The organism is Ureibacillus thermosphaericus (genome assembly GCF_012396605.1).
Classification (GTDB): Bacteria; Bacillota; Bacilli; order Bacillales_A; family Planococcaceae; genus Ureibacillus; species Ureibacillus thermosphaericus.
Genome location: NZ_JAAXPW010000032.1, coordinates 1 through 15,421 on the forward strand (window position 1 = coordinate 1; position 15,421 = coordinate 15,421).

Here is a 15,421-nt window from a genome sequence, read left to right on the forward strand (position 1 = left end):
ATTAGCCATTCTCGGAAAGATATTTGCCATTCGAAAAATTTCCTGCTTCTGCGAGTGGGATATTAGTCAATCTCCATTCGATATTGGCCAACTTCGCCTTGATATTAGCCATTCTCAGAAAAATATTCTGCGAGTGGGATATTAGTCAATCTCTGTTCGATATTAGTCAACTTCGCCTTGATATTAGCCATTCTCGGAAAGATATTTGCCATTCGAAAAATTTCCTGCTTCTGCGAGTGGGATATTAGTCAATCTCCATTCGATATTGGCCAACTTCGCCTTGATATTAGCCATTCTCAGAAAAATATTTGCCATTCGAAAATTTTCCTGCTTCTGCGAGTGGGATATTAGTCAATCTCCATTCGATATTAGTCAACTTCGCCTTGATATTAGCCATTCTCGGAAAGATATTTGCCATTCGAAAAATTTCCTGCTTCTGCGATTAAGATATAAGTCAATCTCTAATCGATATTGGCCAACTTCACCTTGATATTAGCCACTTTCACGTAAATGTTTGCCAAACAAATAAATCGTTTACGCCATCATTTCAACCACAAATCATTCATCCTTTAATAGCAATTCTCTTCAAAAGACCTTACCCACTAAGCACCTACTACTGCATCTCAACATATACTAATGGGCACAGCTGGATTACGTATTTCAGAAAAATGCTTATCAAATCATGCGAAAGAAATTTTGATAAATTCGATTTATTAAGCTGAGTTCTTCATCATTTGGAGGTTTTAGTTGCCTCAGATAAAGTTATAAAACACAATTCAAGTATTAATTTCCTCTAATAAACTCATAAACCTCACTCCAAAAACTAATTACATCATGGAAGAAGGTTGCTCATTGACAGAAAGTAAGAATCCGCTCGTCTCCTATTTACTTCTTGCATTGTTAATTATCATTTGGGGAGTTAGCTGGCCTATCTATAAACATGGCGTTAACTTCATGCCCCCACTCATCTTTGCTGGAATCCGTTCATTTATCGCAGGAATTATTTTGTTTACCCTTGCTTGGAAAATGCGGCATCTCTTGAAATTTAAAGAACATTGGAAGTTTTACGTAATCTCAGCAATATTAAATAACATTCTCTACCTGGGACTTCAAACAGTTGGCATGGTGTATTTGCCAGGTGGATTATTTTCTGTACTAGTATACTTTCAACCAGTTATTCTGGGCATTTTATCTTGGTGGTTGTTGAATGAAGATATGACCGTTACGAAAATATTTGGCTTAGTGCTTGGATTTATCGGAATTGTGCTTGTAAGCATTGATGGATTAATTATCCACCTTTCTGCCATTGGTGTTGCACTCGCCCTCGCCACAGCTCTTGCTTGGGCAAGTGGAGTCGTATTTGTCAAAAAATTAAAATCCAGCGTCGACTTTTATTGGATGGTCGTTATGCAATTGATACTCGGTGGGGGATCGCTACTTGTTTTAGGATATTTCTTTGAAAATATCAATGCCATCGTTTGGAACATTGACTTAATCAGTACCATTATTTGGGGCGGAACAGCAGGAATGGCTGCGGGGCAAGTGATTTATTTTAAATTAATGAATGAAGGTGAAGCAAGCAAAGTCGGTTCCTACACCTTTTTAGTACCTATTATTTCAGTGGTTGTCAGTGCAATTTTTTTGAATGAAGCCATTACAAAAAATTTATTTATCGGCATGATTTTAGTAGGATCAAGCATCTATTTAGTAAATAGACAAAAAGAAAAAACTTAAACTTTGGAAGAATAGTGCTGTTTTATGAAAATAGCGAAGGCATCCTGATTTGGACACCTTCGCTAATCATCTCTATTCCTCTTCAACACCATATAATCAAGAATAACAAACTTCAAATAAAAACCACTTTAAAATGCCTCAACACCAATTTCAACACCGCTATTACTACTTCTTCATCCAACCACTGAAAAATTTACCTTTTCCATATCATCTCCTTTCAATAAAATTCATGTTATCTATAGCAAAATAAACTATTGAATACTATTTAAATTGTCCCGTTAATCTAAATCCGATTTCCGCAATCAATGTAGCTAACAAGAAAGTTCCCGTGTACACAAAAAGTGATACGACAACAATTCGCCAGCCGAGCTTTTTAAATTCTTTTAAATCTTTTCCAAATGATAGACCCGCATAAGCTAAAATTGGAGTTGCTAACGCCATAAAGTTAATTTGCGTTGTGGCATCTACAATTGTTTGTTGCCAAGGGAAAATCGCTGAAGTCACAAATAACGCAATAACGGACACCCAAATAACTACTGGAATTTTTAATGGAACAATTTTTTCAATGGCATAACCTAAAATCGTAATTGCCGCAATAATCATCATTCCAGGTAAAGCATCAATTGGAGAGACACCATATCCAATCCAGTTCCCTACTATCGCAATGATTCCAATCAATATGAACGTTAATGTTTTATCCAACATATATGTGTACCCCCACTTAGCTCAATTAATTTTCACCATCTGTTTGAATTCTAGAACGTCTCCCCAAGATTGGTTCCAAATGTTTATATAAGAAATTTGTAAATGGTAGAGAGAAAACAACGCATACAAACGTACCAACAATCGTTGTAATTAAGTTAGCAGCCCCAGCAAACACTGCGATATCATCACTAGCTTCCGGGAAAATAATGGCTAATGCACCGGTCATTGCAGCCATCATACTACCGGATCCTACCCCAGCTCCCATCGCGAGAGAAATTGGATGGAACCAGCCGATACTTGCTATTAAACTAGCAAGTAAAGATAAATAGAGTGCTCCAAATAATGTTCCGCAAATATAAACGCCGATGGCACCGCGAGATTCAGGAGAGTCTGCACCATATTTTTCTGCTATAATCGCTAAATTCGGTTCCCGGTCGATGGAAAATGTCGCACCGATTGCTTCCCGTTTCATCCCAATTAGTAGAGCAACAGGTAAACCAAATACAATCGTTCCTAAAAAGTGACCTACCTCTTGCAACGTTAATGTTAACCCAGCATCTAATAATTGCGGGATAGAAGGCCCCATCAACGTACCTAACTTTGCAACGAATAACATAAAGGAGATTCCCAATATTTTTGAAGCAATATCCATCTCTTTATCGGATAAAATTTTAAATCTTGGCAAACTAATGATTGCTCCCAAAATTAACGCATACAGCATCGGGAAGAAGGCAATCGCTCCAACCCCAATGTTTAAACTTTTTACCCCAATAAATTCAGCAATACATACTAATACAAATACGAATGCATGGATTTTCCAGTTTAAGAGTTCCCTCATCATTCCACTCCTTTAAAGCTCAATAATTACGTAGTTGATAAAACCAATTTTTCAATAAATTGGCAAACTGCGGTTGTATCTTTGCTACCAAGTCCTTGAGATTTGGCAGCTTCAAAAAGTTGATACGTTTGTGCTCCCAATAAAACAGGAACTTGTAACTCTGCAGCTGTTTTTGTATAGAGAGAAACATCCTTATGCATATGGTCCAAACTAAACAAAACATTGTCATACGCTTTCTTTAAAATATTGTCTCCAAAAACTGCAAGAACTCTTGAAGCACTTCCTTTTGAAAGGATTTCTTCTAATTTTTCTAAATCTAAGCCAGCTTTTGATGCAACTGTATATGCCTCCCCAATGCTTGCAATGGTTGATGCAACGACGATATTATGACAAAGTTTTGCAATTTGGCCGTTTCCGTTTTTCCCTAAATAAATGATGTCCTTCCCTACAACCTGCAAAATAGGAAGAATTTCATTAAACTTCTCTTGATCACCAGCAACCATCAATGTCAATGTGCCATTTCTCGCTCCATTAGGCCCACCACTTACTGGTGAGTCAAAAAAATACATTCCTTTTTCATTGTAAATCGATGCGATTTCTATCGCTGTGCCAGCATCTGTTGTGCTCATATCTACAATTACAGAACCAGGTTTTAACACATTTAATAATGCATTTAAATACACATCTTTTACGGCTTCAACTGTCGGTAACGATGAAATAATGAACTCCACTTTCTCCCCTAATTGTTGAAGAGAATCAACTGCAATGCCCTCATTTTCTTGGATCCAATCTTTTACTTGTGGATTTGTATCGTAAATATATACGTCATCCTTATTTTGAATGTAGTTGTAGGCAATGCCTTTTCCCATAAGTCCGCAGCCGATTATTCCAATCTTCACACACATCCCCCCGTGAATGGAAACTATTTACTTTCTATTTCTTTAAAAAATTCGAGTGCTGTCGCAATCCCATTTCCTGCTGCAGGAATGCCGCAATAAACGGCACATTGTAAGAAGACCTCCTCTATCTCTTCCTTTGTACAGCCATTATTGATAGCCCCTTGCAAATGAATTTTTAGTTCGTGTTGATAATTTAATGCTGTTAACAATGCTATATTAATTAAACTTCTCGTTTTTCGATCGAGATTTGGGCGATTCCATATTTCTCCCCAACAATACTGCATAGCCAGTTCATGAAAAGAACGATTAAACTCATTCGTATTCCTAATGAACTGTTGGACATTTTCCTCGCCTAAAACTTCCTCTCTTGCTTTAAACCCTTCTTTATACATTTCTCTAAACGTTTCTTTAAATTTTTCTATCGTCACACACAACACCCCGCGATATTTTTGAAATGGACTAATTCGTCTCCATGCTCTGTTAGGCATGATTCCTATATGAATTCATGCAATAAAAAACCCGTTTTATTTTTTAATAAATGGCGTTGTAGCTAATGCAATATATAAAGCAATGCCAAATTTCATCGCTTCTGCATTAGGTAAAAATTTCTCATGATGGAGTTTATAGGAACCCCCTTCATCATCTCCAACACCTAAAAACAAAAATGCACCCGGCACATGCTCAAGATAGTAAGCAAAATCTTCACTTGCCATACTTGGCTTTTCTAATATCTCTACAGCATCCGATCCAAATAATGCTTCTGCTAATTGTTGGGCATGTAACACATATTGTTTTGTATTGTTTGTAACGGGATAGCCAAAGTTGTATATGATATCTGCCTCAAGACGTAACGCGCTGCTCATGCCATAAATAATTCTCAAAAACTTTTTTTGAATATCTTTTCTTGTCTTATCACTCAACGTTCGAACAGTTCCTTTAAATACAGCTTTTTCTGGAATAATATTAAAGGCATTTCCAGCTTCCAGTTTCCCGATCGTAATCACCGCTGAATCTACCGGATCTATTTCTCTACTAATCACACTTTGTAAAGATGCAATAATATTGGCACTGCCAACAATGGCATCAATTCCTTGATGTGGAGCTGCTCCATGACCAGCTTGACCAGTCAGTGCCACTTCAAATGTATCCATGCTCGCCATTAATGGCCCACTCTTAAAACCTATTTTTCCAATTGGTAGATCAGGCCACACATGAAAGCCATAAATGTAATCCACATTCGGATTAGTTAATGCACCATCTTGTATCATATATTTCGCACCAGCCAACATTTCTTCTGCCGGTTGAAAAATAAATTTAATTGTTCCAGCTATATGATCTTTGTATTTTGAAAGAATTTTCGCCGCACCGAGTAACATGGCCATGTGCATATCATGTCCACATGCATGCATTGCCTGTTCATGTTGTGACGCAAAATCTACCCCTGTACATTCTTTAATCGGCAATGCATCCATATCCGCGCGCAATCCAATAACCGGCCCCTCTTTCCCACCTTTTAATATGCCGACCACTCCAGTTTTCGCATATCCTGATTGCACTTCTATACCACAATTATTTAGAAAGTTTTTTACGATTTGAGATGTTTTATGTAAATCAAATCCGATTTCAGGGTATTTGTGTAAAGTCTTACGCAATTCAACAATTTCATCAAACTCATCTTCTATCCATTGTTGTATTAAATCAGAAGATAAAATGGTTTGGTTCATCAGACTCCCTCCTATCCAGATTCAAAAGAGTAATATATTTATGGACAGGTTGATAAATAGTCCTAAAAATATTAAGAACAAATTAGCACATTTTCTATTATTTGTAAATATTCAATTTTCAGTATTTTAGAAATACTAAAAATTGACTAGTCAAAATCTCATTGTAAAAAGCAAATATTTCTTATAAAATTTTTCTAAAAGCATATTTGAGGCAGGGAGAAATAATGGTTGTATACAATATTGGAATCGTCGGGCCAGAAGATCTTGCAACAAAATTTAAAACACAGCTAGAGGAATTAAACTTGCTCAATGTATCCATTAACCTTTCAATTGTAAATCAATTTGAGGATACGAAGAAATTAGAGCTCTCTTTTGTCGAAAAATGCGATTTATTATGTTTTATGGGGCCAATTGGTTATGAAATATATCGTGAAGAAATTGTTCCTCGACTGAAAACAATCCCTCCTATCTCATTACATATTCGTTATGATAGCTCCGCTCTATACTTATGTCTTTATAAACTGTTAAGCAAAAAACAAGGGGATATTAATTTATTTACACCTTTTTCCATAGACTTATTAGCTGAAAAAGAGGTTAAAGTTGCACTTGAGGAAATCGATTTATCGCCCGATCATTATTTTCTAATTCATGGCGATACTTCCTATACAACAGAACACTGGGCAAATATTCACGAAGAATATTACCGGAAAGGAAAAACGAAATATGCAATTACTTGTTTGACAAGTGTTGCCTATGAACTTCAAAAACGCCAAGTTCCAGTGATGCGCATTAAACCAACTTACGCTGCAATCTCAATGACAACCGAAATATTAATCGCAAAATTAGAACAATTAATTAGCAATGAGCTCAAAACCATTGCCATATTAGTCAAATGGCACGAAGCAGATCGCCGTCCAAAAAATCGATATACATTTTATAAGCAAAAATTAAAGTTCCAAGAAGCCATTATTAATTTTTGTGAGAAATATGAAATGTCACTCACTTTCGAAAACGATTTCAAAGCCATACTTTATACAAATCAATCAATTTTAAAAGAACTTACCAAAAATTATAAAGTGTTCCCTTTTACAAAAGAGATTGAGGAAATTTTAGGAACGAGAATCTCGATCGGTATCGGTGTTGGAAATGATGCAGCCCGTGCTGAAATTTATGCAAATCGTGCGTTAAAATTTGCTGAAGCAAAGCATACTTCGACCACATACTTAGCATATCAAAATGGCAGCATTATAGGGCCATTAAACAGTGAAGAAGTAGAACCCCTTTCCTTTTCAACGCATTTGAATAATCGTCATTTACAAGATATTGCAAAGAAGACTTCATTAAGTGCCATTACAATTTCAAAATTACGCTCACTTATTCAAAATCAAGAACATCCATATATAACAAGCCATCAAATTGCTGAAGCATTTGACATATCATTGCGCACAGCCAATCGAATATTACACACATTAGAAAGCTATCGATTTGCGAAAGTAATAGGTGAAGAACAACCTCCTGGAAGAGGTAGACCAAGAAAGCTATACGAACTGAAATTGACGGAAGAGTGATTGGATTTCGGATTTGGCTATTATTTTACCTGGGTTGGCTATTATCTTGGGCAGGTTGGCTATTATCTTATTGGATTTGACTATTATCCTTTCTTTGCTGGAGCGAATTTTCGGCTTTGGCTATTATTTTACCTAGATTGACTATTATCTTGGCCGAGTTGGCTATTATCCCTTTGAATTTGACTATTATTTCATTTCTGCTGGAGCAAATTTTTGGCTTTGGCTATTATTTTACCTAGATTGACTATTATCTTCGGCGAGTTGGCTATTATCCCTTTGAATTTGACTATTATTTCATTTCTGCTGGAGCAAATTTTTGGCTTTGGCTATTATTTTACCTAGATTGACTATTATCTCGGCCGAGTTGGCTATTATCTCTTTGAATTTGACTATTATCTTATCTTTACTAAAGTGATTTCTCGGTTTTTACTTACAATTTTTTCTTATTTAGATCCACTCCATATATCTATTCGGTATTCGTTCAATCGTGTGGTTAGCTCCATTGCTGGATTAGAAAAACACCTTGCTCGGGCAAATTGCTTCTCAACTTGTATAGATAACTCCTTATTTTTGAGAGGACCACGAATCGTTAAGGGTGGAGTTGAATCAGAATCGGATTCCAAATTGACAGGAACGATATTTAGTTTTTCAACTGCCAAACAAAAACACCTCCTCTGTAATCGATAACTCTATCTTACAGGGAGGTACGATCGATTGATATGCGTCGTTTGAGGGCTTACCATTGTATAAAATGCTTTCTACATGCGAAAATGGAAATTCCCCCTGCCTAAAGCAGAGGGGAATAGGGGTCTATTAATTAATTTGTTTCAATTAAACCGTATTTTCCGTCTTTTCGTCTGTATACGATGTTTGTATTGTTTGTTTCCGCATCTGTATAAACATAAAAGTCATGCCCGAGCAAGTTCATTTGGAGAATGGCTTCATCTTCATCCATTGGTTTTAAGTCAAACTGTTTTGTACGAACAATTTCAAAATCTTCATCTTTGCCGCTATCATTGTTATTCGGAGTAATATTATTAGCGAAATAAACGCCTACACCTTCGCGATCACGAAGTTTGCGGTTGACTTTTGTTTTATGTTTACGAATTTGTCGTTCGAGTTTATCTACAATTAAGTCAATACCAGCATACATATCTTCATGGCGCTCTTCAGCACGAAGCGTTAAGTTTTTTAACGGAATGGTTACTTCCACTTTTGTTTTCTTATCATTATACACTTTCAAGTTTACATTGGCAGAAGCATTGACACCTTCGTTGAAAAACTTTTCAATTTTCTGAACTTTGTTGATGACGTAATCTCGAATAGCTGGAGTTACTTCAATGTTTTCACCGCGAATGTTAAAGTTTAACATGTAAACTCCTCCTTTATTGACCCTATGTAAATTATATTCTACATAAGTTTGCAAATTCCTTCTAGAAACTATGTATTCTTTTTAGGAATTCGACAAATTTTTTACCTTTTAAAAACCGATATATTTTTTTGAAATAACTTCTTTTCTTCTCCGGCGCTTCATTTCGCTAATAATCAATTCTTCAATATCTGGTTGATTTTTAAATTGCAATCCAAAATGAGCACCCATACCAAAAGGTTTACTCCAACGTACATAACCAATAGCTTGAATTCTTGTAATATCCAAAACAAAATGCATCTGAAACTGCAACGATTCAGGAGGAAGGTTGTATATTTTAGAAATATCTGAGTTCGTATACACTTTCATTCCCCGAGGACTAATATCAATAATTTTACATGGATGCATCTCACTATCAATCCGACGTCCGTTTACAAGCACAGAAAATTGTGCATCTAATGGTTGATTAAAAACGAATCGAAACGCCTCTTTGCGCTTATATTTTTTAGATATCATATTCATTCCCCCAAATTAACAGTCCTGCCAAACTCTTCTTATTATAAATATCGTTAATGAAAAGAAAATATCCACAATAAGAATTAATATTTTTCACAAAAATTTGTGACGATTTTTTAACTATTGTAAAGCGTTATTGATAATAAAAAAGCCCTTAACTTTGAGGATATTTGTACCTATCGCTTGAAAAATTCATAGTACTGAATAGCGAATAACGTAACTCCAATATACTTAGCGACTTTATTAAATAAAAAACGCCTTACAACCTTATATTTCGGGTGTAAGGCGTTTTAAGATCCAAATGATTAGTAAATTCCGACTACACTTGCTGCACATTTTGATATTGTTGTTGGCGATTTAGTTTAATAACTTCTTTCCAAGTATCACGGAATTCCGTAACCAATCCGATTACTTCATCAACGATTTCGACATCGTTTTTGATATTTGCTTCAATTAAGCGTCGATTCATATATTCATATAATGGAAGAATTTGTTTTGATATTTCGTAATCCATGTTGAGTGTAACGATTAGTTCGTTAATGATATTTTGAGCTTTTTGTAAATTAGTGTTTTTTTCTTCAATGTGTTTTTCTTCAATTGCCTTTCTAGCCAAATTCAAAAATTTAATACATCCATTGTAAAGCATTAATGTCAGTTCGCCAGGGGAAGCTGTATTGATACTGTTTTGTTTGTACGCATTATATGCGTTATTATGTAATGTCATATAAGACACTCCTTTAATCACTAAGTAAAAAACACTATGAGTTTTTTACTATCATTTTATCATAGAAGATACTTCATTTTTAGTGACTCTCTATTATTTTTTCTTATCATAATACATGCCGTCCATCACTTGTACGCTCGCATAAGGGTTTGAATATTGCTTTTCGTGTTTTTTCACATTTTGCAAATCTTTTAAATCCTTTTTCACTGCATCCATAACAAGCTGAAGTCTTTTTCGAATTCCTTCATCCAATTGCATTAGCATCGAATGATCTTTTAATTCAGGCTGAATTTGAAATCCTTGACGCTTTAAAGAGTCGATGATTTCTCCCCGTTCATCCAACAATTGATGGATGTTTTCTATATAATCGTCTCGTTCTTCTCCTTTTGGAATATCGGAAAGGAGTTGATACAGCTTAGCAGAAACTTGTAATAATTGTTTTGTTAAATCCATGTAATATCAACTCCTTTTCAATCATTAATATTGAGGCATGAATAAACTTGCTTGCATGTTTGCTTTATTGATAGCTTGCTCCATCGCAGTGAATTGTTTCCAGTAGCGTTGTTCAATCGTAATAAGCTTGTCTTTCCAAGTTTTGATACGAGACTCGATATCAGTTAAAGTTTTACCAAGAGTATACTGATTCGCAGTCATTGTAGTACGGCCAGCTTTTTTCTCGATTTTATTTTTGATATTTGTCATTTCCTCGCGGAGTTTTTGTAAGTATCCACGAGTATCAACTGTTTTTTCAACGCCATTTTCAATGATAGTATCGTCTTTTTTACCATAATTTGTGAATAGCGCTGCCACAGCATCCGGATCTTCCTCTAAAGCTTTGCGAAGTTTGTTTTCATCGATTTCAATAGTACCACCATCATTGTAATTTTTAGAAGTAGTGATTCCGATGCTAAAGAGTGTATTATATTTTGGATTGGAAACTGCCGGATTTGATTCATACAATAATGCACGCATTTTAGAAATACCTTCTCGAATAATCGAGTCGCTGCGCAGTAGACCACTTTTAGCTTTTTCTTCCCAAAGTTCAATTTCTTTTTCATCCATTTCTTTTCTTTGGGCTTCAGTTAAAGGTGGGTAATCTCTATATTTTGATTCTTTAATTAAATCATTTAATTCTTTGATTAAACCATTATATGTGTTTACAAAATCTTTTATTTTAGAAATAATGTCATCCACGTTGGTTGTAGATGTAATCGATACCGGACTTGTTGTTGGCGCACCTATTAAAGCATCTTCATCTATATCATCACCATTTAATATACCGGCATTTTGTGCATCTTCTTTTGCAGTATCAAAAGTATTTTGTGCATTCGTTAAACGAGTTTGAGCCGCATTTAATTCAGAATTTGCTTTAACATAATTACTTCTAATAATGTTTTGTTCCGCTAAATTTTTAAAATTGTTTAATTGTTCCTCTGTTAAACTATCTAATGCTTTTATTTGATTTTCAGTTAGCTTCTCTAGTTTATTGCGCAAAGTTTCATCGGCAATGGATGAAATTGCATCTTCTTGAGTAAAATCGATATTGCTAATTGTTTCAATTTCAGAGGCAGATAAATTATTAAAGAACGAATCACCAAGAGCGCTATATTTTGTTTTCAAATCATCTGCTTGAGCTTTTTGGTGATAAATCTCTAACGTACTTGGCGAAGTGGATAGTAAATTCGTTAAATCATCTTTAGATAGAGATTTAAGTACCTTTTTAACTTCATCGCTAAATTCAGGGTTATTATCAATATTCTCATGAATTGTCGTTAAGTCGTCATTACTATCATAAGCAAAGTTTTGGATAGCGGCAATTGCTGCTGCATCAAAATCTTTTAACTTTGTACCATAAACTTGATAATTTGCATGTAATCTATAATCTACTAATTCTTGTTCAGATAAATCAGCTAAAATTTGAATCTTATCATCAGATAGAGCTTTTAGGTTCGTATAATCACTTGCTTCGATTGCTGTTTTTAAATCATCTTTATTTTCTAAAATGAAATTAATTTCATCATCCGATAATTTTCTCCAAAATGCACTTCCGAGTTTATTAAAGAGTTCTTGTTCTGAAAGAGTTAGTGTATTTCCAAAAGCAACTTTATATGCATTGTTATGCGCAGTCGTATAACTCGGTGTTTCTGTAGCACCAACACCATAATAAGCATCTTTGGCATTATTATACTGATTAGTTTTATTTGTTAAGTTAATACCAGCTAATTCCAATTCTTTTTGAGCTGCAATATATTTTTCAGCGATTGTTTGAACACTATTGAAAGTGGACTTTAACGTAACGTTATAGCCAGAAATGCTAAATGAGTTGGATGCTCTTTCTGTAGCTATACCATTAACTTGAAAAATGGCATTTTTACCGTTATCAGCTAAATTTGTTGTGTCAGTAAATTGAAATGCTGCAAAAACTTCTTGACCAGAGTCAACAACAATTTCAGCTCCACCTTTTACATCACCAGTGTTTTTCGCAGTTATAGAAAGACGTCCATTTTCGAACACGGCACTAACACCAGCAGCACTGCTATTAATCTTGCTAACGAATTGATCAATTGTCATATTTTCTGTAAATTCTATTCTTGTGGCTTTAGCAGCTAATGTACCGTCCTTTTGAATGGCACGAATTTCAATATAATTTTGACTTACTGTTACACCACTGTTCGCAAATAAATCTCCTAATGTTGTTGTACCAATCCCATTTACTTGCCCGCCTACTGCACGAGCAGCCGAAGCTAATTGAGAAACCCCTTCAATTGTCAAAGTTCCTGCAGCTGAACCAGTTGCAGTAGCTTCGACTAAACTAGAATTTGAGGAAGTGGCTGTTTTCGTATTGAAACTTTTTAGCAATAAATTATCCGCAATATAAGTATCAAAAGTTTGTAATTTTTTATTCACATTGCGATAGGCATCGCGAGTCCATTCATAAATTTGCTTTTGTTGTTCTAATTTATTAAGTGGGGCACGCTCTGCTTGCATCAGTTTTTCAACTAATTCATCTATATCCATACCAGAAGCTAATCCACCGATACGAAGTTGTGACATATAAAAACCTCCCTAATATGTTCCCGTTAAATTTTTTCGTCTACAATCATGCCGACTAATTTCTGCATTTCATAGAAAGCATCAAGCAATTTTTTTGGCGGAATTTCTTTTATTACTTCTTCGGTATCCTGATCAATTACCGTGATGTAGTAGCGTTCCAAACCTTCATGATAAACAAATCTAGAACTTCTATGATTGATTTCTAAAAATTCATTCATCGATTTTACTGCTTGTTTTATTTTTTCTTTTGTAGATTCTTCGTTGCCGATTGTATTATTATCAATAACCAATGACTCATTGCTTCCTTGCTTATTGATTTTATCAACTGAGGCATTTTCAACAGCTTTAACAACTGTTGAAGTATCTACAGCTGATTGTGAAGAAATGCGCATAAGTTACTCCTCCTTGATTAAACCGAGCAAAAAGATTATTTACTAATAGTTATATCGGATTGATTGGTTCAAATTTATATTAATTTTCAAAAATTATATAGAAAAAATAAAGCGACGATTAATACTTACGATAAAAAGTATAATTGTCGCTTAATTGTCCTTATTCTATTTTTTCTTTCTTTTTAATAACAATTGCTCACATATGAAAAAATCTAGCTCTGTATCAATATCAAAAGAATTTTCTCTACACATAATAAAAGCTTTTGTATTCAAATTAAGAAATGACCTTTCCTGTAACAATTTATCTACTTTTGCAATATATATTGCACCATTTAATGCATAACTTGCAGGTAAATCTTGTCTCCTAGTTACCATTTCATTTAGATGGATTAAAGGTTTCATATCAGCACTTTTATCCACTTTATACATCCAATATGGGCTTTTTTCAGATTGTGTTACGCTCACACAAAAGTCTATATTTTTATTAATAAAGAATTCAATACATTCATCAATATCCTCAACTGTTCTAAGCGGTGAGGTTGGCTGTAATAAAACTACATAATCGTATCCAGGGCATTTTTCAATTGTGTGGAGGACTGTTTCTATTCCCGGTGTATCATCCTTTGCTAACTCTGCTGGTCGTTTAAATGGTACCTCGCATCCGTACCTCTTTGCTATTTCAATAATTTCATCATCATCTGATGATAAAATTAAACGTGTAATATATTTTGATTTTTTCGCTTCTTCAATTGTCCAAGCAATTAGGGGCTTCCCCGCTAAATCACGGATATTTTTTCGTGGAACTCCTTTTGATCCTCCTCGTGCAGGAATGATAGCTAATATTTTCGGATTCATTCATAACGCTCCTTGTATTCCAAATTAGCTCTCTCAAAATCATCCATTCTTCCTATATCTAACCAATATTCTCGAATTGGAAATACAGTTGTCATTTTTTCTTCATTTAATAACTTTTGAAATAACTCTGGCATATCGTAATATTGATTTTTTGGAATATAATCTAATGCTTTAGGGCTTAAAACATAAATACCAGCATTTACAAAACTTTTATGTATAGGTTTTTCTTGAATTGATACTAATTCTACTCCATTAGTTTCAATTACTCCATAAGGAATTTGATATTCATACTCTCGCACACACATTGTTGCTAAAGAGTTATTTTCCATATGGAAATTCATTAACTGTTCAAAATTCACCTGTGTTAATAAATCCCCATTCATTACAAAAAACGGTTTCAGTGGTCTTTTAGGTAATAATGATAACGCGCCAGCAGTACCAAGTCTCTTTGGTTCTTCTATATATGAAATATTTACATCAAATGCTTCCCCATTTTGGAAATAATTTTGAATCACTTCTTTTTTATAATTCACACTTAAAATAAAATTTGTGTAACCATACTGTTTGAAACCTTCAATAATTGTTTCTAATATGGGTTTTCCCCCAACTTTCAACATAGGTTTTGGAACGTCATTAGTTAAAGGTCTAAGCCTAGTACCTAATCCACCAACCATTAATACTGCTAAATTATCATTGTTAGAAACAATTTTATCCCAAAATATAATATTAATAATCTTATTATTTTTATCGACAATAGGAAGTTGTTTTAGTTTTTTTGTTTTCATTAGCTGTATATATTTGTTTCTTGATTGACCTACCTTAGCAGTAATAGGAGATGGATTCATTACATTTGTAATTTTCGTATCTAAAGAATCTCCGCGTAATATACTTCTACGTATATCACCATCTGTTACAGTTCCTAATAGTTTTCCATCAGTATTTACTACTACTGCGAATTGCAATGATGATTTGTCAATAATCTGCATTGTTTCTAATAACGTGTTTTCTTCCCGTACAATTATTGTTTTCCAATCTTTCATAGA

General features: G+C 34.4%; 16 protein-coding genes. 2 read left to right on the forward strand and 14 right to left on the reverse strand.

What is annotated here, in order from left to right:
- The first annotated feature begins 852 nt into the window (after nt 1–852).
- Nucleotides 853–1,734, forward strand: a complete 882-nt coding sequence (locus HF990_RS11760) for a DMT family transporter (protein WP_184656239.1) — start codon at nt 853–855, stop codon at nt 1,732–1,734.
- A gap of 261 nt (nt 1,735–1,995) precedes the next feature.
- Here HF990_RS11760 and HF990_RS11765 read toward each other — a convergent pair whose 3' ends face one another.
- From HF990_RS11765 to HF990_RS11785, 5 genes are all read right to left on the reverse strand, one after another.
- Nucleotides 1,996–2,439, reverse strand: coding sequence for a hypothetical protein (locus HF990_RS11765; RefSeq protein WP_016838018.1), 444 nt, complete (start codon nt 2,437–2,439; stop codon nt 1,996–1,998).
- Between the two features lie 25 nt (nt 2,440–2,464).
- Nucleotides 2,465–3,277: a DUF3100 domain-containing protein gene (locus HF990_RS11770; protein ID WP_016838016.1), complete on the reverse strand. Its 813-nt coding sequence runs from the start codon at nt 3,275–3,277 to the stop codon at nt 2,465–2,467.
- A gap of 26 nt (nt 3,278–3,303) precedes the next feature.
- On the reverse strand, nt 3,304–4,176 hold the full coding sequence (locus HF990_RS11775) for an NAD(P)-dependent oxidoreductase (protein WP_311733644.1): 873 nt from the start codon (nt 4,174–4,176) through the stop codon (nt 3,304–3,306).
- 23 nt (nt 4,177–4,199) lie between these two features.
- Nucleotides 4,200–4,604: a carboxymuconolactone decarboxylase family protein gene (locus tag HF990_RS11780; RefSeq protein WP_016838013.1), complete on the reverse strand. Its 405-nt coding sequence runs from the start codon at nt 4,602–4,604 to the stop codon at nt 4,200–4,202.
- Nucleotides 4,605–4,700: 96 nt separating this feature from the next.
- Nucleotides 4,701–5,900 (reverse strand): M20 metallopeptidase family protein, encoded by a 1,200-nt coding sequence (locus HF990_RS11785; protein ID WP_168412661.1) that lies wholly within the window; start codon nt 5,898–5,900, stop codon nt 4,701–4,703.
- A gap of 224 nt (nt 5,901–6,124) precedes the next feature.
- On the opposite strand from HF990_RS11785, the gene HF990_RS11790 reads away from it, so the two are divergent.
- On the forward strand, nt 6,125–7,468 hold the full coding sequence (locus HF990_RS11790) for a helix-turn-helix domain-containing protein (RefSeq protein ID WP_016838011.1): 1,344 nt from the start codon (nt 6,125–6,127) through the stop codon (nt 7,466–7,468).
- A 443-nt stretch (nt 7,469–7,911) separates the two neighbouring features.
- Here the strand turns inward: HF990_RS11790 and HF990_RS11795 are convergent, their stop codons facing one another.
- From HF990_RS11795 to HF990_RS11835, 9 genes are all read right to left on the reverse strand, one after another.
- Nucleotides 7,912–8,127 (reverse strand): hypothetical protein, encoded by a 216-nt coding sequence (locus tag HF990_RS11795; RefSeq protein WP_168412662.1) that lies wholly within the window; start codon nt 8,125–8,127, stop codon nt 7,912–7,914.
- A gap of 158 nt (nt 8,128–8,285) precedes the next feature.
- Entirely contained in the window at nt 8,286–8,840 is a 555-nt protein-coding gene (hpf, locus tag HF990_RS11800) for a ribosome hibernation-promoting factor, HPF/YfiA family (RefSeq protein WP_016838010.1), read from the reverse strand.
- A gap of 108 nt (nt 8,841–8,948) precedes the next feature.
- The gene (locus tag HF990_RS11805; protein WP_016838009.1) at nt 8,949–9,353 is read right to left on the reverse strand and encodes a PilZ domain-containing protein; all 405 of its coding nucleotides are present in this window, start codon (nt 9,351–9,353) and stop codon (nt 8,949–8,951) included.
- Nucleotides 9,354–9,672: 319 nt separating this feature from the next.
- On the reverse strand, nt 9,673–10,077 hold the full coding sequence (gene fliS, locus HF990_RS11810) for a flagellar export chaperone FliS (protein ID WP_016838008.1): 405 nt from the start codon (nt 10,075–10,077) through the stop codon (nt 9,673–9,675).
- A gap of 93 nt (nt 10,078–10,170) precedes the next feature.
- Nucleotides 10,171–10,530, reverse strand: coding sequence for a flagellar protein FliT (locus tag HF990_RS11815; protein ID WP_016838007.1), 360 nt, complete (start codon nt 10,528–10,530; stop codon nt 10,171–10,173).
- Nucleotides 10,531–10,554: 24 nt separating this feature from the next.
- Nucleotides 10,555–13,131, reverse strand: a complete 2,577-nt coding sequence (gene fliD, locus HF990_RS11820) for a flagellar filament capping protein FliD (protein ID WP_168412663.1) — start codon at nt 13,129–13,131, stop codon at nt 10,555–10,557.
- A gap of 26 nt (nt 13,132–13,157) precedes the next feature.
- Nucleotides 13,158–13,523 (reverse strand): flagellar protein FlaG, encoded by a 366-nt coding sequence (locus HF990_RS11825; protein WP_168412664.1) that lies wholly within the window; start codon nt 13,521–13,523, stop codon nt 13,158–13,160.
- A gap of 165 nt (nt 13,524–13,688) precedes the next feature.
- Nucleotides 13,689–14,378: an acylneuraminate cytidylyltransferase family protein gene (locus tag HF990_RS11830; RefSeq protein ID WP_168412665.1), complete on the reverse strand. Its 690-nt coding sequence runs from the start codon at nt 14,376–14,378 to the stop codon at nt 13,689–13,691.
- Complete coding sequence (locus tag HF990_RS11835; protein ID WP_168412666.1) at nt 14,375–15,418, reverse strand: nucleotidyltransferase family protein; 1,044 nt, start codon at nt 15,416–15,418, stop codon at nt 14,375–14,377. The genes HF990_RS11830 and HF990_RS11835 overlap by 4 nt, the downstream gene beginning before the upstream one ends.
- Nucleotides 15,419–15,421: the final 3 nt, after the last annotated feature.

What these genes read in the sequence shown, in the direction of transcription:
- HF990_RS11825 (WP_168412664.1), bottom strand. Translation starts at nt 13,523, where the DNA reads ATGCGCATTTCTTCACAATCAGCTGTAGATACTTCAACAGTTGTTAAA.
- HF990_RS11835 (WP_168412666.1), bottom strand. Translation starts at nt 15,418, where the DNA reads ATGAAAGATTGGAAAACAATAATTGTACGGGAAGAAAACACGTTATTA.
- hpf (WP_016838010.1), bottom strand. Translation starts at nt 8,840, where the DNA reads ATGTTAAACTTTAACATTCGCGGTGAAAACATTGAAGTAACTCCAGCT.
- HF990_RS11765 (WP_016838018.1), bottom strand. Translation starts at nt 2,439, where the DNA reads ATGTTGGATAAAACATTAACGTTCATATTGATTGGAATCATTGCGATA.
- HF990_RS11790 (WP_016838011.1), top strand. Translation starts at nt 6,125, where the DNA reads ATGGTTGTATACAATATTGGAATCGTCGGGCCAGAAGATCTTGCAACA.
- fliD (WP_168412663.1), bottom strand. Translation starts at nt 13,131, where the DNA reads ATGTCACAACTTCGTATCGGTGGATTAGCTTCTGGTATGGATATAGAT.
- HF990_RS11805 (WP_016838009.1), bottom strand. Translation starts at nt 9,353, where the DNA reads ATGATATCTAAAAAATATAAGCGCAAAGAGGCGTTTCGATTCGTTTTT.
- HF990_RS11770 (WP_016838016.1), bottom strand. Translation starts at nt 3,277, where the DNA reads ATGAGGGAACTCTTAAACTGGAAAATCCATGCATTCGTATTTGTATTA.
- fliS (WP_016838008.1), bottom strand. Translation starts at nt 10,077, where the DNA reads ATGACATTACATAATAACGCATATAATGCGTACAAACAAAACAGTATC.
- HF990_RS11830 (WP_168412665.1), bottom strand. Translation starts at nt 14,378, where the DNA reads ATGAATCCGAAAATATTAGCTATCATTCCTGCACGAGGAGGATCAAAA.
- HF990_RS11785 (WP_168412661.1), bottom strand. Translation starts at nt 5,900, where the DNA reads ATGAACCAAACCATTTTATCTTCTGATTTAATACAACAATGGATAGAA.
- HF990_RS11815 (WP_016838007.1), bottom strand. Translation starts at nt 10,530, where the DNA reads ATGGATTTAACAAAACAATTATTACAAGTTTCTGCTAAGCTGTATCAA.